The sequence below is a fragment of the Streptomyces sp. NPDC050147 genome (genome assembly GCF_040660195.1).
In the GTDB taxonomy this organism is placed as follows: Bacteria; Actinomycetota; Actinomycetes; order Streptomycetales; family Streptomycetaceae; genus Streptomyces.
Map to the genome: position 1 here is coordinate 114,169 of NZ_JBFALJ010000011.1, position 22,024 is coordinate 136,192.

The window sequence follows — 22,024 nt, forward strand, 5'->3', positions numbered from 1 at the left end:
GGCTAACTGGTGCCGAGCGCCGTTTGAAGGCGGTCGAGCAGCGCCCTGGCCGCCGGGCTCGCGGGCCCGTCCGCGCGCCAGGCCAGGGCGATCCTGCCGCGGGGCCGGGGATCGGTGATCTCCAGCGTCCGCAGTCCGTACGCGGCCGCCGTACGGGGTTCGAGCGCGGGGAGGACGGCCACGCCCATGCCGCGGACGACGAGTTGTACGAGGACCTGCGGGGCGGCCGCCTCGAAGGCGACGCGGGGCCGGACGCCCGCCTGCGCGCAGGCACGGTCGAGCACGCCGCGTACGCCGGTGCCGCGCGGCAGGGTGATCAGCGGGCGGTCGCGGAGCTCGGCCAGCGGAACCGTCGTACGCCCCTGGGGAGCGAGCAGGGCGTCCCCCGGGAGCACGACGGCCACCAGGGGTTCGTCGATCACCAACCGCAGGGAGATGCCCGGCGGGGGCTCCTCGTCCGTCAGGCCCAGGAGGGCGATGTCGAGTGCGCCGCCCCGCACCGCGGCCAGCATCCGGTCCGAGCTGTCCTCGGTGAGGGCGATCTCGACCCCGGGATGGTCGTCGTGGAAGTCGGCGAGAACGGAGACCACGTCGAACTCGTGGGTGGCGGCGCCGGACACCAGACCGAGCACGATCTGACCGCGGAGCAGTCCGGTGAACTCGTCCGCGGTGTGCCGCACACCCTCGACCGCGGCGAGAGCGGCCCGCGCGAACGGCAGCACGGCCTCGCCCACCTCCGTCAGGGTCACCGACCGCCCCGAGCGGTCGAGGAGTCGTTGCCCGAGTTCTCTCTCCAGCTGCCGGACCTGGGCGCTCACGCCCGGCTGGGCCAGGTGCAGGCGGGCGGCGGCGCGGGTGAAGTTGGCCTCCTCCGCGACGGCGACGAAGTACTGGAGCTGGCGGAGTTCCATAACGGGGAATGCTAGTCGCGAGAAGATCCAGCTCTTGGACTTATGACGAAACGATCGACACGCTGGAGGGGTGGACATCGCAACCGCTGTCGCCGCCGAACGCCAGGAGCTGGCCGCCCTGCTCGACGATCTGTCCCCCGCACAGTGGGAGTCGCCGACTCTGTGCGCGGGGTGGCGGGTCCGTGACGTGGCGGCCCATATGTCGCTGGGCTTCCGGTACTCGCTCCCGAGGACGCTGGCCGAACTGGTCAAGGCGCGCGGGAGCCTGCACCGGATGACCGACCGGTGCGCCCGCAAGGACGCCGCCGCCTACTCGACCGGTCAGCTCGCCGCGTTCCTCAGGGACAACGCGGATCACCCCTGGCAGCCGCCCTTCGCCGGGATCGAGGGAGCGCTGGGCCACGACGTGGTGCACGGTCTCGACATCTCGGTGGCCTTGGGGCTCGACCGCGGGGTCCCCCGGGACCGTGTACGCGTCCTTCTCAAGAAGGTCACGCCCAAGAGCACCAGGTTCTTCGGGGCGGACGTCGGCGGCGTGAAGCTGTGCGCCGACGACCTCGACTGGACCTACGGCACCGGCACCCCGCTGACCGGCGCCGCGCAGGACCTTCTCCTCGTCCTGTACGGCAGGAAGCTCCCTCCGGGTCGCCTCCGAGGGGAGCCGCAAAGCCGCTTCGTCCGCGAAGGGGCCTAGGGCCCTTCTGACGGATCTCCGCGAAGGGCTCTAGTCGATGTCCTTGGTGAGCCGCGTGACGCCGGCGACCCGGTACGCCGCCTCTTCCTCCAGCGTCTCGTTCTCCAGGAGCGCGGCGGCCAGGGCGTCGAGTTGCGCCCGGTGGTCCCGGAGTTGGCGGCAGGCGCTCTCGTAGCACTCGTCGACGATCCGCCGCATCTCGTGGTCGATCGTGTCGAGGGTGCCAGGGGCGGCCGAGAGTCCGTAGGCCTGCTGGGCGTCGCTCGGCAGCGCGGAGAGCCGGCCCACGCGCTCGCTCATGCCCCAGCGGCCGACCATGCCGCGGGCGATGTTGGTGACCTGCTCCAGGTCACTCTCGGCGCCTGTCGTGATGACGCCGAAGACGACGTGCTCGGCCGCCATGCCGCCCAGGGCGCCGACGATGCGGCCGCGCAGATACTCCTCCGTGTACGCGTACTTGTCGGCGTCCGGCGTCGACAGCGTGACGCCGAGCGCGCGGCCCCGGGGCACGATGGTGATCTTGCGGACCGGGTCGGCGCCGGGCTGCAGCATGCCCAGCAGGGCGTGTCCGCTCTCGTGGTACGCCGTGCGCCGACGCTCCTCGTCGGGCATGACCAGCGGCCGCTCGGCACCGAGCTGGACCTTCTCCAGCGCCTCGGAGAGGTCGGCCTGCGTCACCTCCTTCTGCTTGCGCTTGACGGCGAGCAGGGCGGCCTCGTTGGCGAGGTTGGCGAGTTCGGCGCCGGTCATCCCCGGTGTCGTACGGGCGACTTGGGCGAGGTCGATGTCGCTCGCCATCGGGATCTCACGGGTGTGGATCTTGAGGATGGCCTCGCGTCCGCCCCGGTCCGGCGGGCTGACGGTGACGACTCGGTCGAAGCGTCCGGGGCGGGTCAGGGCGGGGTCGAGGATGTCGGCACGGTTGGTGGCCGCGAGGACGATGACGCCTTCGGAGCCCGAGAAACCATCCATCTCGGTGAGAATCTGGTTCAGCGTCTGTTCGCGTTCGTCGTGCCCGCCCATCCCGCCGCCGCCACCACGCGCCCGTCCGATGGTGTCGATCTCGTCGATGAAGATGATGGACGGCGCCACCTTCCTTGCCTCGGCGAAGAGTTCGCGTACGCGCGAGGCGCCGACGCCCACGATCATCTCGATGAACTCCGACGCGGAGGCCGAGAAGAACGGCACCCCCGCCTCACCGGCGACGGCCCGCGCGAGCAGCGTCTTGCCGGTGCCGGGCAGCCCCGCGAGCAGTACGCCGCGCGGCATCTTGGCGCCCATGTCGCGGTAGGCGGCGGGATTCTTCAGGAAGTCGACGACGTCGCTGAGCTCGCCCTCGACCTCGTCGATGCCCGCCACGTCCTCGAAGGTGGTGCGCTTGTCGCCGGGTTCGAGCTCCACCGGCTTCGGCGGCACCTTGCGCCCCAGCATGCCGCCCGCGCCGCCGCCCATGCCCGCGCTCATCCGCCGGGCGATGAAGATCCACAGGAAGACGAGGAGCAGCATCGGGGCGAGCGAGATCAGCAGGTTGGAGAGGAAGCTGCGCTCCTGGACGACGGGTTCGGCGGTCACGGTGACGTCGTGCTTGGTGAGGTCGTCCCAGAGCTTGTCGTCGGCGAAGGCGGGGCGCTGGGTGAGGAACTTGGTGTACTTCCCCTTCTCGTCGCCCGGCTTCTCCTGCTCCTTCTTGAGCTGGCCCTGGATCGCGTCGCCCTTGGAGTAGATCTTCGTGACGTTCCCGGAGTCGACCTGCTTGCTGAACTCCGTGTACGAGATCGTCGGCTCGTCGCCGTCGTTGAAGAAGGAGAGGACGAGGTTGGCGATGAGGTAGACGATGAGCGCGGTGAGGATGAGCCCGCCCCATCCGCCCGGCATCTTCTTCTTCGGCGGCGGCTTGGGTTCGGGCGGGGGCGCGCCCTCGGAGCGCCATGGCTGGTCGGGCGCCCGGCGCGGTGGCACAGGGTTGCTCATACGGGGACGTTACGACACAAACAGGGGCTGGGCACCTGCTCCGGAAACGCCTGGGGCGTCCCTCTCGGCAGAGGGACGCCCCAGCCGGCGTACGAGATGTGGGGCGTCAGCCCCTGGACTTCCCGGCGGTCAGCCCATGAACTTCTTGAACTCGTCCGGCAGCTCGAAGTTCTGCCCCTGCTGCCCGGCGGGAAGGCCGAAGGCGCCGCCTTCCTGAGCCGCCTTCTCGCGGCGGGCCGCGGCCTCCTGCTCCTCCTGCTGGCGCTTCATCGGGTTGCCCGACTTCCGCTTGCCCTTGGCCTGCTTCTGCTTCTTCTTCTGCTTGCCGGGGCCGCCACCCATGCCCGGCATCCCGGGCATACCCGGCATTCCGCCGCCCTGCGCCATGCGCGACATCATCTTGCGTGCCTCGAAGAAACGCTCGACCAGATTCTTGACGGCGCTGACCTCGACGCCGGAACCCTTGGCGATACGGGCGCGGCGGGAGCCGTTGATGATGGTCGGCTCGTGGCGCTCGCCCGGCGTCATCGACTTGATGATGGCGGCGGTGCGGTCGACGTCCCGCTCGTCCAGGTTGTTGATCTGGTCCTTGATCTGCCCCATGCCGGGCATCATCCCGAGCAGCTTGCTGATGCTGCCCATCTTCCGGACCTGCTCCATCTGGGCCAGGAAGTCGTCGAGGGTGAAGTCCTTGCCCTTGCTGCTCGCCAGCTTGGAGGCCATCTTCTCGGCCTCTTGCTGGGAGAAGGTCTGCTCGGCCTTCTCGATCAGCGTGAGCATGTCGCCCATGCCGAGGATGCGGGACGCCATGCGGTCCGGGTGGAAAGCGTCGAACTCGTCCAGCTTCTCGCCGTTGGAGGCGAACATGATCTGACGGCCGGTGACCTGCGCGATGGAGAGCGCGGCGCCACCGCGGGCGTCACCGTCGAGCTTCGACAGGACGACGCCGTCGAAGCCGACGCCGTCGCGGAAGGACTCCGCCGTGTTGACGGCGTCCTGACCGATCATGGCGTCGACGACGAAGAGGACCTCGTCCGGGCTGACGGCGTCGCGGATGTCCGCGGCCTGCCGCATCAGCTCCTCGTCGATACCGAGGCGGCCCGCGGTGTCGACGATGACGACGTCGTACTGCTTGGTCTTGGCGAACTCGATCGAGTCCTTCGCGACCTGGACCGGGTCGCCCACGCCGTTGCCGGGCTGCGGGGCGTAGACGCCGACGCCCGCGCGCTCGGCGACGACGGAGAGCTGGTTCACGGCGTTGGGGCGCTGGAGGTCGCACGCCACCAGGAGCGGGGAGTGACCCTGCCCCTTCAGCCAGAGGCCGAGCTTTCCGGCGAGGGTGGTCTTACCGGCACCCTGGAGGCCCGCGAGCATGATGACGGTCGGCGGGTTCTTGGCGAACCGCAGGCGTCGCGTCTCGCCGCCGAGGATGCCGACGAGCTCCTCGTTGACGATCTTGATGACCTGCTGGGCGGGGTTCAGGGCCTGGGAGACCTCGGCGCCGGCGGCGCGCTCCTTGACCTGCTTGATGAAGGCACGGACTACAGGGAGGGCGACATCCGCCTCGAGCAGGGCGATGCGGATCTCGCGCGCCGTGGCGTCGATGTCCGCCTCGGACAGGCGGCCCTTGCCCCGGAGGTTCTTGAATGTCGCTGCGAGGCGGTCGGAAAGAGTGTCGAACACGGCGGTCGCGAATCCTCGGGTCGAAGGGGACGCCCCCCGCTGGCGCGGAGCTGAGCGTGGGGGAGGGCGGATAGGTCGCCCTCCAGGGTATCTGCACCGCCGGGCGGGCGGGCCCGCAGCGTCCGGGCTGAGCTGGTGCACCCCCGGGCGCGGGGCCCTGTCTCACTCCTCGCCCCACAACGACCCCACCAGACACCCCTCTCCCACTCCCCCCGCACCCCATCCCCTACCCCCTCAACCCCTCAACCCCTCCTCCACAGCCCGAGCCACCCCCGCAGCCCGCTCCCCCGTAAGCGGAGCCCCCGCCCCCGTCACGTAGAACGCGTCCACCGCGTTCGCGCCCAGCGTCGACACATGTGCGCTCCGCACCTCCACCCCCGCCGACTCCAGCGCCCGGCCGATCCGGTGCAGCAGCCCCGGCGCGTCCTGGGCCCGCACCTCGATCACCGTCGCGAGACGCGAACCCGCCGAAGCCACGGTCACCCGGGGCGGCGGCGCGACGGTCCCCCGCCGCCGCGGATACGCGGCATCCCGCTCGGCCAACCGCGCCGCGATGTCCAGTGAGCCGTCAAGCGCCCGCACCAGGTCCGCCCGCAGCCGCGCGGCCTGCGGCAGAGAGCCGTACTCCGCGGCGACCCGCCAGTTGAGGAGCAGCACCGGGTCCTCGAGACCGGACGGCAGCCCCACCCCCCGCAACTCCGCGGTCCGTACCGTGAGCCGGTGCATGGCGAGCACCCCGGCGACAGCGGACAGCACGCCGGGCTGATCCGGCACCGCGATGATCAGCTCCACGCCCAGCGGCTCGGGGTCCCCCGACGCCGCCTCCTCACCCGCCCCCGCCGACCCCTCCGTCTGCGCCCGCAGCGCGAGCACCGGCCCGCCCGTGCGGAACGCCTCCACCGCGAGGCGCTCCTGCTCGGCGGTGGGAGCGACGTCCTCCGCTCCCACCGGCTCCTCCCCGGACAGCACCGCCCCCACCCGTTTCACCAGGTCCGCGACGAGCGAACCCCGCCAGGTGGACCAGGCCGCGGGGCCGGTGGCCAGCGCGTCCGCCTCCGTCAGTGCGTGCAGCAGCTCAAGGGTCCCCGTCGAACCCACCGCGTCCGCGACCGCCCGAACCGTGGCCGGGTCGTCGAGGTCCCGTCGCGTGGCCGTCTCGATGAGCAGCAGGTGATGCCGTACCAAGGTCGCGAGGACCGCCACGTCGGCCCGGTCGAAACCGATCCGGGCGGCGACGTCCCTGGCGATGATCTCCCCGGCCTCGGAGTGGTCCCCCGGCCAGCCCTTACCGATGTCGTGCAGCAGCCCGGCCACGAGGAGCAGGTCGGGCCGTCCCACGCGCCGGGTCAGCTCCGAGGCCCGCACCGCCGTCTCCACCAGATGCCGGTCGACCGTCCAGGTGTGCACGGCGTTGCGCTGCGGCCGGCACCGCACCCGCTCCCAGTCGGGCAGCAGCCGGGTGACGAGGCCCTCGGCCTCCAGCGCCTCCCACACCTCGACCGTGGGCCGCCCGGCTCCAAGGAGCGTCACCAACTGCTCCCGGGCCTCCGCGGGCCACGGCGTGGGCAGCGGCCGCACCGCCGCGGCCATCCTGCGCACCGCGTGCAGCGACAGGGGCAGACCCGCCTGGGCCGCGGCCGCGGCGGCCCGAAGCGGCAGCACGGGATCGCGCTCGGGCCGGGCCGCCCGCGCGAGGACGACCTCCCCGTCCTGCTCCACGACCCCCTCGGCCAGCGGCGACCGCTCGGCCGCCGCCCCCTTGCCGCCCAGCATGGCCCGCAGCCGAGGCCGCACCGAACGGGACCGCAGCACCCTGCCCACTTCGCGCCACGTCACGTCGCTCGCGTACGAGATGGTGCGGGCGGACTCGTACACCTGCCGCAGCAAGACGTCCGCGTCCAACAAGCCCAATTCCGACGCGACTTGATCCTGCTCCTGCAGGGCGAGCCGGTCCGTGGCCCGCCCCGTGGTCAGATGCAGCGCGTCCCGCACGTCGAGGAGCCGTCGCCGGGCCTCGGAAAGGCCCTCCCTCGGCGCGTCCGCCAGCCATGAAGCGGCGACGGCCCGCAGCGCGGTCGCGTCCCTCAGCCCGCCCCGGGCCTCCTTCAGGTCCGGCTCCAGGAGATAGCTCAACTCCCCCTGCCGCTCCGCCCGTTCCTCGCACAGCTCCCGCAGCTCGGGCAGCCGCTTCGGCGCGAGGTTGCGCCAGTCGGCGAGCACCGCCGTGCGCAGCCCGGCGGTCAGCCCGAGATCGCCCACGACGTGCCGCGCGTCGAGCAGCCCCAGCTGCACCTTGAGGTCCTCGCCCGCGGTCTTGCGCGCTTCCGCGGGCGTGCGCACGGAGTGGTCGAGCGCCAGCCCGAGATCCCAGACGGGGTACCAGATGCGGTCGGCGAGGGCCGCCACCTCACCGGCGTCCGCGCTGCCGTCGTGCAGCAACAGCAGGTCGAGGTCGCTGCGCGGCGAGAGCTCACCCCTGCCGTACCCGCCCACGGCCACCAGTGCGGCCCCCCGTGGCGCACCCGCGGCCGTGAAAAGGCCGGTCAGCCAGTCGTCCGTGAGGCCGGCGAGGGCCGAACGGCGCGGCGGCCCGGACTGCGCCGCCCCTTGCAGGAGGCGCAGCCGGGCCGCCGCATAGCCGCTGGGTCCGGAGTCTTCCGAGTCCGATTCAGTTCGTACGTCCACACTCGTCACCCAGCAGCTCCTGTCAGTCCCGCTCAGTTCCGCTCAGTCCCGCTCAGCTCTGGTGGCTCAGCCGTTGCCGACCGAGCTCACAACGCGTCCGGGCCACGTTCTCCGGTCCGCACCCGGACCGCCGTCTCGACCGGCACGCTCCAGACCTTGCCGTCCCCGATCTTGCCGGTCCGGGCGGCTTTCACCACGACATCCACGAGCTGTTCGGCGTCGTCGTCCTCGACCAGGACCTCGATCCGGATCTTCGGCACGAGGTCGACGGTGTACTCCGCGCCACGGTAGACCTCGGTGTGGCCGCGCTGGCGGCCGTAGCCGCTGGCCTCGGTCACGGTCAGGCCCTGGACTCCGAAGGCCTGGAGGGCCTCCTTGATCTCGTCGAGCCGGTGCGGCTTGACGACCGCGGTGATGAGCTTCATGCGTCCACCCTCTTGTTCTTCTCGTTCGCAGCCTTGCCGGCGTCCTGGGCCGGCGGGCCGGGCACTGGGGCGGCGGTACGGGGCGCCGTGCCACCGCCCGCACCACTGAAGTCGTACGCGGTCTCGGCGTGCTGCACCTGGTCGATACCCCCGACCTCCTCGTCCTCGCTGACCCGCATCCCGATGGTCTTGTCGACCAGGAGGGCGAGGATCGCGGAAGCGATCATGGAGTACACGAGGACGGCGCCGACACCCGCGGCCTGCTTGCCCAGCTGTTCGAGGCCGCCGCCGTAGAAGAGGCCCTTGGCGTCGGACTGGACGCCACCGGTGGCGAAGAAGCCGACGAGGAGCGAGCCCACGACACCACCGACGAGGTGGACACCCACGACGTCGAGGGAGTCGTCGTAGCCGAACTTGAACTTCAGGCCGACGGCCATGGCGCAGAGCAGACCGGCGATGGCTCCGACGGCGATCGCGCCGAGCGGCGAGACGGAACCGCCGGCCGGGGTGATCGCGACGAGCCCGGCGACGGCGCCCGAAGCGGCGCCGAGCGTGGTGAACGCGCCGTGCCGGATCTTCTCGTAGGCGAGCCAGGCCAGCATGGCGGCGGCGGTGGCGACCTGCGTGTTCAGGAACATCATCGCGCCGACGCCGTCGTCGTTGCCCAGCCACGACCCGGCGTTGAAGCCGAACCAGCCGAACCAGAGCAGTGCGGCGCCGAGCATCACCAGCGGCAGGCTGTGCGGCCGCATCGGGTCCTTCTTGAAGCCGACGCGCTTGCCGATGACCAGGATCACGCCGAGCGCGGCGGCACCGGCGTTGATGTGCACGGCCGTACCACCGGCGAAGTCGATGACACCGAGCTCGAAGGCCCAGCCGCCCGTGCCCCACACCCAGTGCGCGACCGGGAAGTAGACGATCGTGGCCCAGAGCGCCACGAACAGCGCCCAGGCGGTGAACTTCACGCGGTCGGCGAGCGCACCGCTGATCAGCGCGGGCGTGATGATCGCGAACATCAGCTGGAAGACCGCGAAGACGTAGACCGGGATGGTGTAGCCGTCCCACAGCTCGGTGAGCCCGATGCCGCTCAGCCCGACGTAATCGGACGACCAGCCGATGAGGCTGCCGTGGTCGGTGCCGAACGCGATGGAGAAGCCGTACAGCACCCAGAGGATGGTGACGATTCCCAGACTGATGAAGCTCATCATCAACATGTTCAGCGTGCTCTTGACGCGGACCATGCCTCCGTAGAAGAAGGCGAGTCCCGGCGTCATGAGCATCACCAGGGCGGAACAGATGAGCATGAACCCTGTGTTGGCGGCAGACAGCTGCGGGGCGTCTGCGGCGATCGTGATGCCTGGGGGCATCGGCGTCTCCTCGTCGTCGTATGCGGCCCGTGCGGGCGGGCTGGCGGGGCCTCCCCTGCTCGAGCGGAGCCGAGAGCTTGGGGAAGGTGGGCCGTTATGCGCCATGAGATTGGCCCAGCGCCGTTTCAGGGGGCGCCCCTCGATGTTTCGCCGCAGTGACGAAGAGGTCGTACGTGTTACGCGTCCATGAACTGCCGGGTCAGGCGGGGCGCGGTTTCATACCCTGCGCACACCGCACAAACCGGCCGCGGCGGCCATCCGATTGACCTGGCATGGGGGAGCCGAGTCGGGCAGTTCGGGATGGGCCGGCCGCGGCCGGAGTTCTGGTGGGCGCCGTCAGACCGCCTCCGCGGTTTCCGGCATGTCGATGGCGAGCTGGTCGGTCAGCTGCACGACCTCGGCGATGTCGCCGAAGTCCCGCACGGCGGTGTCCACGGTCTTGCGAAGGCGGGTGTTGACCCGCTCGGAGCGGACCTTCTTGGCGACGGTCAGGGCCTGGCCCGCGAGGACGGTGCTCTGCTCGGGCTCGCGCCGGAGCAGGTGAACCGTCGCCATCCCGATGAGGTTCAGTGCGTACGAACGCTGGTGCTCGGGGTCCTTGCCGAAGAGGTCGACGGCGCGCTCCATGACGGGCTCGGCCAGCGAGGCGTACGTCGGGCTGCGGCCCGCCACATAGGCCAGGTCGCGGAACGAGTGGGCGTTCTCGCCGTTCAGCTCGGCCTCGGAGAAGAAGCGGATCCAGTCGGGCTCGGGCTCGTCGAAGTCGGCGGCGTCGGCGAAGGTGTCCTCGGCCATGCGCACGGCCCGCTTGCACTTGCCGGGCTGGCCCATGCTGGCGTAGGCGCGGGCCTCCATCGCATACAGCATGGCCTGGGTGCGCGGGCTCGCGCAGTCCCGGCTTCCGTACTGCGCGAGGTGGATCAGTTCGAGCGCGTCGTCGGGCCGCCCGAGGTGGATCATCTGGCGGCTCATGCTGGAGAGGATGTACGACCCGAGGGGCTTCTCGCCCGCTTCCTTCGCGGCGTGCAGGGCAAGCACGAAGTACTTCTGGGCGGTGGGCTGGAGGCCGACGTCATAGCTCATCCAGCCGGCCAGCTCGGCCAGCTCGCCCGCCACCTTGAAGAGCCGCTTGGACGTGGCCTCCGGCTGCGGCTCCTGCAACAAATCCGTCACCTCGTGCAGTTGGCCGACGACCGCCTTGCGCCGCAGTCCGCCGCCGCACTGCGCGTCCCACTGCCGGAACATCACGGTCGTGGACTCCAGGAGGTCGAGCTCCGGTTTGGAGAGCCGGCCGGGCCTGCGGGACGACGTGAGCGGCTCCGGGGGGCCGGCCGGGGTCGTCGGGCCGGGGACCAGCCAGCGCTGCATGGGCTCGATGAGGGAGGGGCCCGCGGAGAGCGCGAGCGAGGTGCCGAGGAAGCCGCGCCGGGCCAGCATCAGGTCGCTGCGCGAGAACTCGCTGATGAGGGCGACGGTCTGGGGCCCGGTCCAGGGCAGGTCGACCCCCGAGACGGAGGGCGCCTGGTGCGCGGCACGCAGCCCGAGGTCCTCGACCGCGACGACACAGCCGAACCGCTCGGAGAACAGCTCGGAGAGGATGCGCGGGATGGGCTCGCGCGGGTTCTCGCCGTCCAGCCAGCGACGCACCCGCGAGGTGTCGGTGGAGATGTGATGCGCACCCAACTGCCGTGCTCTGCGGTTCACTTGGCGCGCCAGCTCGCCCTTCGACCAGCCGCTGCGCACGAACCAGGAATTGAGCAGTTCGTTGGGGCGCTTGTCAGCGTTCGCACCACTTCCGCCATTGCCGCCCACCGGAACGCCCCCATCCCTCAAGACACTTACACGCTGTCCACGCCAAGCCTTACCAGGATGCCGCGCACCGCGGCTCTCCGTCCGGAGAACGTCACCCGTCGAACAGGGAACCGACTTGCCTCCGGCATACCCACGAGTGCACAGCACTCAAGGTCCATGTACTGAAAGTAATCCTACGATCACCCCTCCGGCGAGGGCGATCGCGGAAACGCCACCATTCGCCACCCCTTCGAATGAACTCCCGGGCCGCTACAAGCGATTGACTTGACAGTGGACGACCGAAGGTGGGCGGAACGGAGCACTCGGGGGCGCGCATGACCGGGCGCACCCCCTTTGCGCCCCTGCACGCCGACAAACAAGAGCACAGGGTAACGATCCGATTCCGTCACGTAACCACACCGCGCTCGACCCGTTGGAGGGGGCATGGGCTTCACGATCGGCGGCATCCGGGGAACCGACAAGCCTCGCACCGGTACACGGCGGCGCGGCCGCACGTCGGACTGCACGGCGGTGGCGGAGTACACCGGACTGTGGGGATGGGCCGCGGTCCCAGGCGCACGCGCCTCGGGCGGCCGCTGCTCCTGCGGCGCGGCCGACTGCGCGGCCCCCGGCGCCCACCCCCTGGAGTTCGCCGCCGAGGTGCCCGCCGGGGCGACGCTCGACGAAGTGACCGAGGCCTGGACGCAGTTCCCGGGCGCCGCCGTGCTGCTGCCCGTGGGCCGCGCCTTCGACGTCATCGAGGTGGCCGAGGCGGCAGGACGCCGGGCCCTGGTCCGCCTGGAGCGCATGGGCCTGCCGCTCGGCCCGGTGGCCGCCACCCCGGAGGGCCGCGCGCACTTCTTCGTCGCCCCCGGCGCCGCCGCCGAACTCCCCCAGCTGCTCTACCGCATGGGCTGGGACGACGCCGCCATCGACCTGCACGGCCTGGGTCCGGGCACGCACATCACGGCCCCACCCTCCGACCACGCGGGCCTCGGCCCGGTCCGCTGGCTTCGCGCCCCGGACCTGGACTCGGCGACGCATCCCCCGCAGGCCCGGCTGCTCCTCGGGACCCTGGCGTACGTGGCCCATCGCTCACCCGCGTAGTCACGGCGCCCGCACACGGAAATGCCCCACCCCGGCTGCACCCCGGGGCGGGGCATTTCTCTCGTACGCGGGAGGCTGCTCGCCCGTACGCGGGAGGCTACTCGCCGATCAGCGCGTCCACGAACGCCTCGGGCTCGAACGGCGCCAGGTCGTCCGCGCCCTCGCCGAGTCCGATCAGCTTCACCGGCACGCCCAGCTCGCGCTGGACCGCCACGACGATGCCGCCCTTGGCCGTGCCGTCCAGCTTCGTCAGGACGATGCCGGTGATGTTCACGACCTCGGCGAAGACCCGTGCCTGCACCAGGCCGTTCTGCCCGGTCGTGGCGTCCAGGACGAGCAGCACCTCGTCCAGCGGCGCGTGCTTCTCGACGACGCGCTTGACCTTGCCGAGCTCGTCCATCAGGCCGGTCTTGGTGTGCAGGCGCCCCGCGGTGTCGATGAGGACGACGTCGGCGCCCTCCGCGATGCCCTCCTTGACCGCGTCGAAGGCGATCGAGGCGGGGTCGCCGCCCTCGGGGCCGCGGACCGTGCGCGCGCCGACGCGCTCGCCCCAGGTCTGCAGCTGGTCGGCGGCGGCCGCGCGGAACGTGTCGGCGGCGCCGAGGACCACGGAGCGGCCGTCGGCGACCAGGACGCGGGCGAGCTTGCCGGTGGTGGTGGTCTTGCCGGTGCCGTTCACGCCGACGACCATCACGATGCCGGGCGTCCCCAGGCCCGACTCGGTCTTGACCGTGCGGTCGAGGTCCGGGTCGACCAGCGCCACGAGCTCCTCGCGCAGCAGCGTGCGCAGGTCGTCCGGGGTGCGGGTGCCGAGCACGCGGACGCGCTCGCGGAGCCGCTCGACCAGTTCCTGCGTGGGGGCCACGCCGACATCGGCGGTGAGGAGCGTGTCCTCGATCTCCTCCCAGGTGTCCTCGTCCAGGTGCTCGCGGGAGAGGAGCGTGAGCAGCCCCTTGCCGAGCGCGTTCTGCGAGCGCGAGAGGCGCGAGCGCAGACGGACCAGGCGACCTGCCGTGGGCTCCGGGGTCTCGACCTCCGGAGCGGCCGGCTCCTCGATGACCACGGGGGCCGAGGGCTCGGCGAGCGGGAGTTCCACCTCCTCGATCGTGCGGCGCGGTTCGTCGCGCGGCGTCTCGGCCTCGTCGCCGACATGCGGCTCGGCCGGAGGGGCGGTGATGGTGGGCGTGGACGACGGAGCCTGCGGCGGCAGCTTCTTCTTCTTGCGACTGCCGACCACGAGCCCGCCGAGCGCGCCGATCACGACCACGGCGATGACTACAGCAAGGATGACGATTTCCATAACCCACCCAGTATCAGCCATGGGGGCAACAGGGGCTCAGGCTGTAGTTTCCTCCAAAGAACATAAGCTCATAGAGGGCACTACTCGGACTAAAGTACGATGGAGCTCCCCGTATCAACGCGCGTAGAGTCCAACCCGATCACCCCCACGGACAGATCACGGACGGATCGCGGCGTTGCGATCCGAGCGAGAGGCACGGACCCACCCCATGAGCACCACCGCCGAAACCGAAGGCGCCCTGGAGACACGCGGCCTCGAGCCCGTCCCCGACTCCGAGCGCACCGGCAGGACCCGCGAGCTGTTCCCCACCTGGGTGGCGGCCAACATCAGCGTCCTGCTGCTCACCATGGGCGCGGGCCTCATCGTGACCAACGGCCTCAACTTCTGGCAGGCCCTGGTCGTCGCCCTGGTCTCGCCGCTTCTCAGCTACGGCCTTGTCGGTCTCATCTCGATCGCGGGCAAGCGCGGCGGCTCCCCCGGCATGACGCTCTCGCGCGCGGTCTTCGGCCAGCGCGGCAACCTCTTCCCCGGCTCGCTGATCTGGGTCGCGCGCTGGGGCTGGGAGACGATCAACGCGGTCACGGGCGCGTACGCGATCATCACCGTCCTGGACATCTGCTTCGGCGTGAAGTCCAGCACGTGGCTGACGGTCGTGACCCTGGTCATCTTCGTCGCCTGTACGTTCGTCATCAGTGGCCTCGGCCGCAAGGTCCTGCACATCTGCAACACCTGGGCGACGTACCTCTTCGGCGCGTTCAGCGTCCTCGTGCTGGTCTATCTGGTGGCCAACACCCCCTGGTCGGATGTCTTCTCGAAGTCGGCGGGATCCACCGCGGCGATGGTCGCGGGCGTCGGCGTGATCGCCGCGGGCGGCATCAGCTGGGTCCCCACCGGCCCGGACTTCACGCGCTACCTCCCGCGCAAGGCCTCCAACAAGGCCCTGGTGGGCAACGCCATCGGCGGCGCCGGCATCGTCGTCGTACCGATGGTTTTGATGGGCGCGGTCATGGCGGTCAGCACGCCGAACCTGTCGAAGGCCTCCGACCCGGTCTCCTTCCTGGGCGAGCTGCTTCCGACGTGGATCGCGGTGCCGTACCTCCTGATGGCCCTGATCGGCATGCTGCTGATCAACTCGATGTCGATGTACTCCGCGGGCTTCACCGCGATGACGCTCGGCATCAAGGTCCCGCGCACGTGGGCCGTGTCCATCAACGCCATCATCAGCCTGATCTTCGGCTACCTCCTGATGAACGTGGCCACCAGCTTCATCGGTTCGTTCATCTCCTTCCTGACGCTGCTCGCCGTCGCCTTCTCCGCCTGGATCGGCGTCTTCGGCATCGACATGCTGCGCCGGAAGACGTACGACGGCGAGGCGCTGATGGACACCAAGCGCACCAGCGCCTACTGGTACAAGGCGGGCTTCGCCTGGCAGGCCATGACGGCGTGGGCCATCGCCCTGGTGGCAGGGCTGCTCTTCACGAAGGTCGACTGGTTCAGCGGCCCGCTCGCCACCTCCTGGATCGGCCGCAACGGCCTGGGCTGGCTGGCCACGATCCTCATCGCCGCCGCGCTGTACGCGGTGCTTCCGAGGACCCCGGCCGTCGAGGTCCCCAAGGGCAAGGGTGACGGCGAGAGCGAGCTGGTATCGGCCTGATCCGGAGCAACTGCCGCCGAACCCTGGTCATCTGACATCGCGTCATCTAACGTCCCTCTTCGCCCGCCCACGGTGAAGGGGGACGTTTTCCATGCCCGTCACAGTCGTACGCTTCAACCTCGTCGATCCGGATGCGACACCCTCCTCACTGAGCGAGCGCTACAAGGCCGCCCTGGAGATGGCGACATACGCGGACGACCGGGGCATCTCCACCGTGCAGACCGAGGAACACCACGGCGTCGGCAACAACTGGCTGCCCTCGCCCTTCACTTTCGCCGGCGCGGTCTTCGGCGCGACCCGCCGCATCACGGTCACGGTCTCCGCGATCATCGGCCCGCTGCACGATCCGCTGCGGCTCGCCGAGGACATCGCCGTACTCGATCTGCTCAGCGGCGGCCGTCTGGTGACCGTGGCGGGGATCGGCTACCGGCCCGAGGAGTACGAGGCGTTCGGCGTCGAGTGGAAGCGGCGCGGCAAGCTCCAGGACGAGCTCCTGGAGACCCTGTTGCAGGCGTGGACGGGCGAGCCCTTCGAGTTCCGTGGCCGCACCGCGCGCGTCACCCCGCGTCCGTACACCCAGCCGCACCCGCTGCTCCTGGTCGGCGGCTCCTCACAGGCGGCGGCCCGACGCGCGGCCCGGCTCGGCCTGCCGTTCTTCCCCAGCGCCCATCTGCCGGAGCTTGAGGCGTACTACAACGAACGCCTCGCGGAGTACGGCACCGAGGGCTGGACCATGATGCCCGCAGCCAGGACCGCGCTCCTGCACATCGCCGACGACCCGGACCGCACCTGGGCCGAGCACGGCGAGCACTTCCTGCACGAGGCGCGCACCTACGCCTCCTGGCAGTCCAAGGACATCCGCTCGGCGGTGAAGTCCGCCGCCACCACGGTCGCCGAGCTGCGCGAAGAGGGTGTCTACCGCGTCCTCACGCCCGACGAGTGCGTGGCGCATGTGCAGGGCGGCGCCGACAGTCTCGTACTGCATCCGCTCTCCGGCGGGATGCCGGTCGACGAGGGATGGCGCAGCCTGCACCACTTCTGCGAAAACGTACTGCCCCGGCTCAAGGAATAGGTCCTTGAACCGGGGCAGCTTCCTCAGAGGAGGGGCAGCGGGGATTAGCCCATCTCCTCCAGGGTCTTGCCCTTCGTCTCCTTGACGAACTTCATGACGAAGGGGATGGAGAGCGCCGCGAAGGCTCCGTAGACGATGTACGAGCCGGTCAGGCTCCACTCGGACATGCTCGGGAACGTCTTCGTGATCGCGAAGTTGGCGAGCCACTGGGCGGACGCGGCCACACCGAGTGCGGCGGCGCGGAGTCGGTTCGGGAAGATCTCGCCGAGCAGGACCCAGACCACCACGCCCCAGGAGAGGGCGAAGAAGAGCACGAAGGTGTTGGCGGCGATGATCGCGGTCAGACCCTGAGCGTCCGGTAGCGAGACGTTGTCGCCGGAACCGGTCCGGTACGAGAAGGCCCAGGCCATGGTGAACAGCGCCAGGGCCATGCCGGCGGACCCGATCAGGGCCAGCGGCTTGCGGCCGATCCGGTCGACGAAGACCATCGCGATGACCGTGCCGACGATGTTCACGATCGACGTCTCGAACGAGTACAGGAACGAGCTGCTCGGGTCGTGCCCGATCGACTGCCACAGCTGGTTCGAGTAGTAGAAGATCACGTTGATGCCGACGAGCTGCTGGAACACCGAGAGGCCGATGCCGATCCAGACGATCGGCAGGAAGCCGACCTTGCCGAGCAGGTCCTTGAAGGAGGACTTGTGCTCGCGGCGCATGCCCTCGTGGATCTCGGCGACGCGCGCGTCCAGGTCGATCTTGGTGCCCTCGACCTCAGCGAGGACCTTCTTCGCCTCGGTGTCGCGGCCGACCGAGATGAGGAAGCGCGGCGACTCGGGGATGGCGAAGGAGAGCAGGCCGTAGAGAAGGGCCGGGATGACCATGACGCCGAGCATCAGCTGCCAGGCCTCCAGGCCCATCAGCTTGCCGCGCTGGTCGCCGTCGGCCATGTTCAGGATGCCCCAGTTGACCAGCTGGGAGACGGCGATGCCGATGACGATCGCGGCCTGCTGGAACGAGGCGAGACGGCCTCGGTACGCGGGCGGCGCGACCTCGGCGATGTAGGCCGGGCCGATGACGGAGGCCATGCCGATGCCGATGCCGCCGATGAAGCGCCACATCGTGAGGTCCCAGGCCGCGAAGGGCAGTGCCGAGCCGACGGCGCTCGCCGCGAAGAGGAGGGCGGCGATCTGCATGCAGCGGATACGGCCGATGCGGTCGGCGATGCGTCCGGCCAGTGCGGCGCCCACGGCGCAGCCGAGCAGTGCGGTGGCGATGATCCAGCCGAGCATGTTGGCGTCGACGTCGAATCGGTGCTGGATGGCGACGGTCGCGCCGTTGATCACCGAACTGTCGTAGCCGAACAGGAAGCCACCCATCGCGGCGGCCGCCGTGATGAAGATGACGTGGCCGAGATGGTCCGGGTGGGCCTCTCTGCCGTGGCCGGGCTGCGGCACCTTCGTTGTGCTGGTCACATGGACTCCTCGGGCCACCGGCAGCATCGCCGGGGGTGGGGGTGAGCACTTCAAGTGGCGCACAACTTCACGCCGCCCACCACCTGAAGGTAAAAGCAACGTTGCAGAGACTATGCCTTCAAGTTTCGAAGTCAATACCTGGGTTCGTGTGATTTTCAGGCACCTGTAAGGCGAGCTTCGTTCAAGTCTTGAAGTTATGAAGGTGATGTGAACGGGAGAGTCCGCAGGCGTCGGTGTGAACCGACGAGGGGCTACCGAAGCCGCTGGCTGATCACCTTCGAGACGCCGTCGCCCTGCATGGACACGCCGTACAGCGCGTCGGCGACCTCCATCGTCCGCTTCTGGTGCGTGATCACGATGAGCTGCGAGGCCTCCTGCAGCTCCTCCATGATCCGGATGAGCCGCTGCAGGTTGGTGTCGTCGAGCGCGGCCTCGACCTCGTCCATCACGTAAAAGGGACTCGGCCGCGCCTTGAAGATCGAAACGAGCAGCGCCACGGCGGTCAGCGAGCGCTCACCGCCGGAGAGCAGCGAGAGCCGCTTGACCTTCTTGCCGGGCGGGCGCGCCTCGACGTCGACTCCTGTGGCGAGCATGTTGTCGGGGTCGGTCAGGATCAGCCGTCCCTCGCCGCCCGGGAAGAGCCGCGAGAAGACGCCCTCGAACTCGCGGGCGGTGTCCCGGTAGGCCTCGGTGAAGACCTGCTCGACGCGCTCGTCGACCTCCTTCACCACCTGCAGGAGGTCGGCCCGCGTCTTCTTCAGGTCCTCCAGCTGCTCGCTCAGGAACTTGTGACGCTCCTCAAGCGCGGCGAACTCCTCAAGAGCCAGCGGGTTCACCTTTCCGAGCTGCTGATACGCCCGTTCGGCTGACCTCAGCCTCTTCTCCTGCTCACCGCGGACGTACGGCACGGGCCTGTTGCGCGGGTGCTCGGGGTCATCGGGCAGCTCCTCGCCCTCGGCCGCGGGGGAGGACGGCACGAGCTGGTCGGGGCCGTAGTCGGAGACGAGTCCTGCGGGTTCCACACCGAGTTCCTCCAGTGCCTTGGACTCCAGCTGCTCGATCCGCAGCCGCTTCTCGGCACCGAGTACCTCGCCGCGGTGGACTGAATCCGTCAATGCGTCGAGCTCGGCCTTGAGGTCACGCCCCCGGCCCCGCTCGGTGGCGAGCTCCCGCTCGCGCACCTCCTTGGCGCGCTCGGCGGCGGCACGTTCCTCCTGAGCCCGTACGAGGGAGACCTCGACGTGCGCGAGGAGCTGCCGCGCTCCATGGGCGACGGCCTCGGCGACCGCGGCCTCGTGCCGCATCCGGGCCTTGCGCTGCTCGGCACGCGCGCGTGCCTCGCGTTCGGCGCGCGCGGCCCGGTCCAGCGAGTCGGCGCGTCCCGCGAGCCCCTTGACCCGCTCCTCGTGGGTACGCACCTGGAGCCTGGCCTCCATCTCGGTCTGCCGGGCGTTGGCCCCGTCGGCGGCGAGCCGGTCGCGTACCGAGGTGTCGGGCTCTTCCTCGACCGGAGCCTCCTGCGCGACGGCGAGCCGCTCGGCCAGCTCCTCGGCCTCCTCGACCGCCTTGTCCAGCGCCTCCTGCGCCTTGGCCGCGGCGGCCGCACTGCGCTCGGCCTCACCCGCGGCGCCCCGGGCCTGCCCGGCGAGCGCCCCGAGCTGTTGCGCCACGGCCGATTTCTCCCGGTCGGCGGCGCGCCTGCGCTCCCCCAACTCCTCGAGGAGCGTGGCCGCCTCCTTGCGCCGCTCGCCCGCCACCTGCTGGGCGTGCGCCAACTCATCGCACTGCTCGGCGAGTCGCTCAAGCTCCGCCGCCGCCTCGTCCACGGAGGCCTGCACTTCGAGCAGGCTCGGTGCCCCGGCGGACCCGCCTTGCGCGAAGTGCGCCCCGAGCAGGTCACCTTCGGCGGTGACGGCGGTGAACTCCGGGTGCGCGTAGACGAAGTCCTCGGCGTCCTCAAGGGTACCGACGGCGACCATCCCCCGCAGCAACCGCCGCACCGCGGGCATCAACTCCTCGGGCCCGCGCACCAGTTCGGCCACCAGAGGCGGCCCTTGGGAACCTTCCCGTCGTACGTCACCGGGGCCGGCGTCCGGCGCCCCCGCAAGGAGCAGCGCGGCCCGGCCCGCGTCCTGCTTGCGCAGCAGCCGGATGGCCTCGGCCGCCGATGCCGGGGTGGTCACCGCGATCGCGTCCGCCGCGGCGCCGAGCGCCGCCGCGATCGCGACCTCGTACCCGGGGGCGATCGTCAGCAGCTCGGCCGCAGGACCGAGCAACCCCGCGAGGCGGTCCTTGGCGGCGAGCAACGCGCCCGTGCCGTCCTTGCGGCGCAGGCCGAGCGCCAACGCCTCGTGCCGGGCGGCGACCGCGGCCCGCTTGCGTTCGGCGGCGGTCGCCGCCTCCCGGGCAGCGGTCAGCGCACCCTCCGCCTCCGTGAGGGAACGCTTCGCCTCGTCGTGCCGCTCGCCGAGTTCCGCGTCACCCGCGTCGAGCCCGTCGACCTCCGCCTTCAGCTCCTCGTACTCCTCCTGGGCGGCGACCGCGCGCTCCCCCGCCTCGTCACGTGCCACGGCGAGCCGGTCGATCTCGGCCTGCGCGGAGGCCGCCCGCGAGCGCGCCGCGTTGACCTGGCCGTTCAGCCGGGCGAGCCCTTCACGCCGGTCGGCGATGGCCCGCGCGACGTCCTTGAGGCGCCGCTCCTCGACGGCCAGCTCCCGCTCCAGGTCGCCGCGGTGGCCGATGGTGTCCTCCAGCGCGTGCTCCGCGGCTTCCAGGGCGGCCGCCAGCTCCGCCTCCTGCTCGCGGATCCGCGCCGCCTCGCGCTCCATGTCCTCGGGATCACGGCCGCGCCGCTCCTCCGGAGGCGCGGCGGTGGCGCTCTTGATCCGTGCGTCGGCCAGCGACACCGTGCCGCGCACGCGCTCGGCCAGCTGTGACAGCTCGTACCACGTCTGCTGCGCCCGATGAAGCCGTGGCGTGAGGCGGCGCACCTCGTCCTCCAGATCGGCCTCCCGCTGGAGCGCCTTCTTCAGCTCGGCCTCCGCGGAGTCCTTGCGCCGCTTGAGCTCCGCCTCGTCGGCGACCTCGGTCCGCAACGCGTCCCGCATGCGTACGAGGTCGTCGGCGAGCAGCCGCAGGCGGGCGTCGCGCAGATCGGCCTGGATGACGGCGGCCCTGCGCGCCACGGCGGCCTGCCGGCCCAGCGGCTTGAGCTGGCGGCGCAGCTCGTCGGTCAGGTCCTGGACGCGGGCGAGGTTGGCCTGCATCGCGTCGAGCTTGCGCAGGGCCTTCTCTTTGCGCTTGCGGTGCTTGAGGACGCCCGCGGCCTCCTCGATGAAGGCGCGGCGCCCCATGGGGTCGGCGTGCAGGACGCCGTCGAGCTGGCCCTGGCCGACGATGACGTGCATCTCGCGCCCGATGCCGGAGTCGGAGAGCAGTTCCTGGATGTCCAGGAGGCGGCAGGTGTCGCCGTTGATCTGGTACTCGCTGCCGCCGTTGCGGAACATGATCCGCGTGATGGTGACTTCGGCGTACTCGATGGGCAGCGCGCCGTCGGAGTTGTCGATGGTGAGGGAGACCTCGGCACGGCCGAGCGGCGGGCGCCCGGTGGTGCCGGCGAAGATGACGTCCTCCATCTTGCCGCCGCGCAGCGACTTGGCGCCCTGTTCGCCCATGACCCAGGACAGTGCGTCCACGACATTGGACTTGCCGGAGCCGTTCGGTCCGACGACGCAGGTGATGCCCGGCTCGAACTTCAGCGTCGTGGCCGACGCGAAGGATTTGAAACCGCGCAGTGTCAGGGCCTTGAGGTGCACGCCGCCGGACTCTACCTTCCACCCGTCTTCCACCACCGCCCTTGCAGGGGGGCGCTGCGCGCCGCACCTTCCCTTTC

Annotated in this window: 14 protein-coding genes; 4 read left to right on the forward strand and 10 right to left on the reverse strand. The window is 70.5% G+C overall.

Annotated elements, in window-relative coordinates:
- Positions 1-2: 2 nt before the first annotated feature.
- Positions 3-911: a LysR substrate-binding domain-containing protein gene (locus AB0I94_RS18805; RefSeq protein WP_363310680.1), complete on the reverse strand. Its 909-nt coding sequence runs from the start codon at positions 909-911 to the stop codon at positions 3-5.
- A 70-nt stretch (positions 912-981) separates the two neighbouring features.
- On the opposite strand from AB0I94_RS18805, the gene AB0I94_RS18810 reads away from it, so the two are divergent.
- Positions 982-1,605: a maleylpyruvate isomerase family mycothiol-dependent enzyme gene (locus AB0I94_RS18810; RefSeq protein ID WP_363310681.1), complete on the forward strand. Its 624-nt coding sequence runs from the start codon at positions 982-984 to the stop codon at positions 1,603-1,605.
- A 30-nt stretch (positions 1,606-1,635) separates the two neighbouring features.
- Here the strand turns inward: AB0I94_RS18810 and ftsH are convergent, their stop codons facing one another.
- From ftsH to AB0I94_RS18840, 6 genes are all read right to left on the reverse strand, one after another.
- Positions 1,636-3,576, reverse strand: a complete 1,941-nt coding sequence (gene ftsH / locus AB0I94_RS18815; RefSeq protein WP_363310682.1) for an ATP-dependent zinc metalloprotease FtsH — start codon at positions 3,574-3,576, stop codon at positions 1,636-1,638.
- 129 nt (positions 3,577-3,705) lie between these two features.
- The gene (gene ffh / locus AB0I94_RS18820) at positions 3,706-5,259 is read right to left on the reverse strand and encodes a signal recognition particle protein (protein ID WP_363310683.1); all 1,554 of its coding nucleotides are present in this window, start codon (positions 5,257-5,259) and stop codon (positions 3,706-3,708) included.
- Between the two features lie 234 nt (positions 5,260-5,493).
- Positions 5,494-7,953: a [protein-PII] uridylyltransferase gene (locus AB0I94_RS18825; protein WP_363310684.1), complete on the reverse strand. Its 2,460-nt coding sequence runs from the start codon at positions 7,951-7,953 to the stop codon at positions 5,494-5,496.
- A gap of 77 nt (positions 7,954-8,030) precedes the next feature.
- Positions 8,031-8,369, reverse strand: coding sequence for a P-II family nitrogen regulator (locus AB0I94_RS18830; protein WP_249587501.1), 339 nt, complete (start codon positions 8,367-8,369; stop codon positions 8,031-8,033).
- On the reverse strand, positions 8,366-9,736 hold the full coding sequence (locus AB0I94_RS18835; RefSeq protein WP_363310685.1) for an ammonium transporter: 1,371 nt from the start codon (positions 9,734-9,736) through the stop codon (positions 8,366-8,368). Before AB0I94_RS18835 ends, AB0I94_RS18830 begins: the two co-directional genes overlap by 4 nt.
- A gap of 336 nt (positions 9,737-10,072) precedes the next feature.
- The gene (locus AB0I94_RS18840; protein ID WP_363310686.1) at positions 10,073-11,548 is read right to left on the reverse strand and encodes a hypothetical protein; all 1,476 of its coding nucleotides are present in this window, start codon (positions 11,546-11,548) and stop codon (positions 10,073-10,075) included.
- 423 nt (positions 11,549-11,971) lie between these two features.
- Here AB0I94_RS18840 and AB0I94_RS18845 point away from each other — a divergent pair, with 423 nt between their 5' ends.
- A complete protein-coding gene (locus tag AB0I94_RS18845) occupies positions 11,972-12,634 on the forward strand; it encodes a bifunctional DNA primase/polymerase (protein ID WP_363310687.1) in 663 nt (220 codons plus the stop codon).
- A gap of 97 nt (positions 12,635-12,731) precedes the next feature.
- Here the strand turns inward: AB0I94_RS18845 and ftsY are convergent, their stop codons facing one another.
- A complete protein-coding gene (gene ftsY, locus AB0I94_RS18850) occupies positions 12,732-13,934 on the reverse strand; it encodes a signal recognition particle-docking protein FtsY (RefSeq protein WP_363310688.1) in 1,203 nt (400 codons plus the stop codon).
- 208 nt (positions 13,935-14,142) lie between these two features.
- Here ftsY and AB0I94_RS18855 point away from each other — a divergent pair, with 208 nt between their 5' ends.
- Complete coding sequence (locus AB0I94_RS18855; RefSeq protein ID WP_363310689.1) at positions 14,143-15,588, forward strand: cytosine permease; 1,446 nt, start codon at positions 14,143-14,145, stop codon at positions 15,586-15,588.
- 91 nt (positions 15,589-15,679) lie between these two features.
- Positions 15,680-16,660 carry an LLM class flavin-dependent oxidoreductase gene (locus AB0I94_RS18860; RefSeq protein WP_363310690.1) on the forward strand — a complete coding sequence of 327 codons (981 nt, stop codon included), beginning with the start codon at positions 15,680-15,682 and terminating at the stop codon, positions 16,658-16,660.
- A gap of 44 nt (positions 16,661-16,704) precedes the next feature.
- On the opposite strand, the gene AB0I94_RS18865 is transcribed toward AB0I94_RS18860, so the two are convergent.
- Complete coding sequence (locus AB0I94_RS18865; protein WP_363310691.1) at positions 16,705-18,132, reverse strand: sugar porter family MFS transporter; 1,428 nt, start codon at positions 18,130-18,132, stop codon at positions 16,705-16,707.
- A gap of 251 nt (positions 18,133-18,383) precedes the next feature.
- On the reverse strand, positions 18,384-21,947 hold the full coding sequence (smc, locus tag AB0I94_RS18870) for a chromosome segregation protein SMC (protein WP_363310692.1): 3,564 nt from the start codon (positions 21,945-21,947) through the stop codon (positions 18,384-18,386).
- Positions 21,948-22,024 lie beyond the last annotated feature (77 nt).

Coding starts and splice junctions, on each gene's coding strand:
- ftsY (WP_363310688.1), bottom strand. CDS start 13,934: ATGGAAATCGTCATCCTTGCTGTAGTCATCGCCGTGGTCGTGATCGGC.
- AB0I94_RS18855 (WP_363310689.1), top strand. CDS start 14,143: ATGAGCACCACCGCCGAAACCGAAGGCGCCCTGGAGACACGCGGCCTC.
- AB0I94_RS18860 (WP_363310690.1), top strand. CDS start 15,680: ATGCCCGTCACAGTCGTACGCTTCAACCTCGTCGATCCGGATGCGACA.
- ftsH (WP_363310682.1), bottom strand. CDS start 3,576: ATGAGCAACCCTGTGCCACCGCGCCGGGCGCCCGACCAGCCATGGCGC.
- AB0I94_RS18805 (WP_363310680.1), bottom strand. CDS start 911: ATGGAACTCCGCCAGCTCCAGTACTTCGTCGCCGTCGCGGAGGAGGCC.
- AB0I94_RS18835 (WP_363310685.1), bottom strand. CDS start 9,736: ATGCCCCCAGGCATCACGATCGCCGCAGACGCCCCGCAGCTGTCTGCC.
- AB0I94_RS18845 (WP_363310687.1), top strand. CDS start 11,972: ATGGGCTTCACGATCGGCGGCATCCGGGGAACCGACAAGCCTCGCACC.
- AB0I94_RS18830 (WP_249587501.1), bottom strand. CDS start 8,369: ATGAAGCTCATCACCGCGGTCGTCAAGCCGCACCGGCTCGACGAGATC.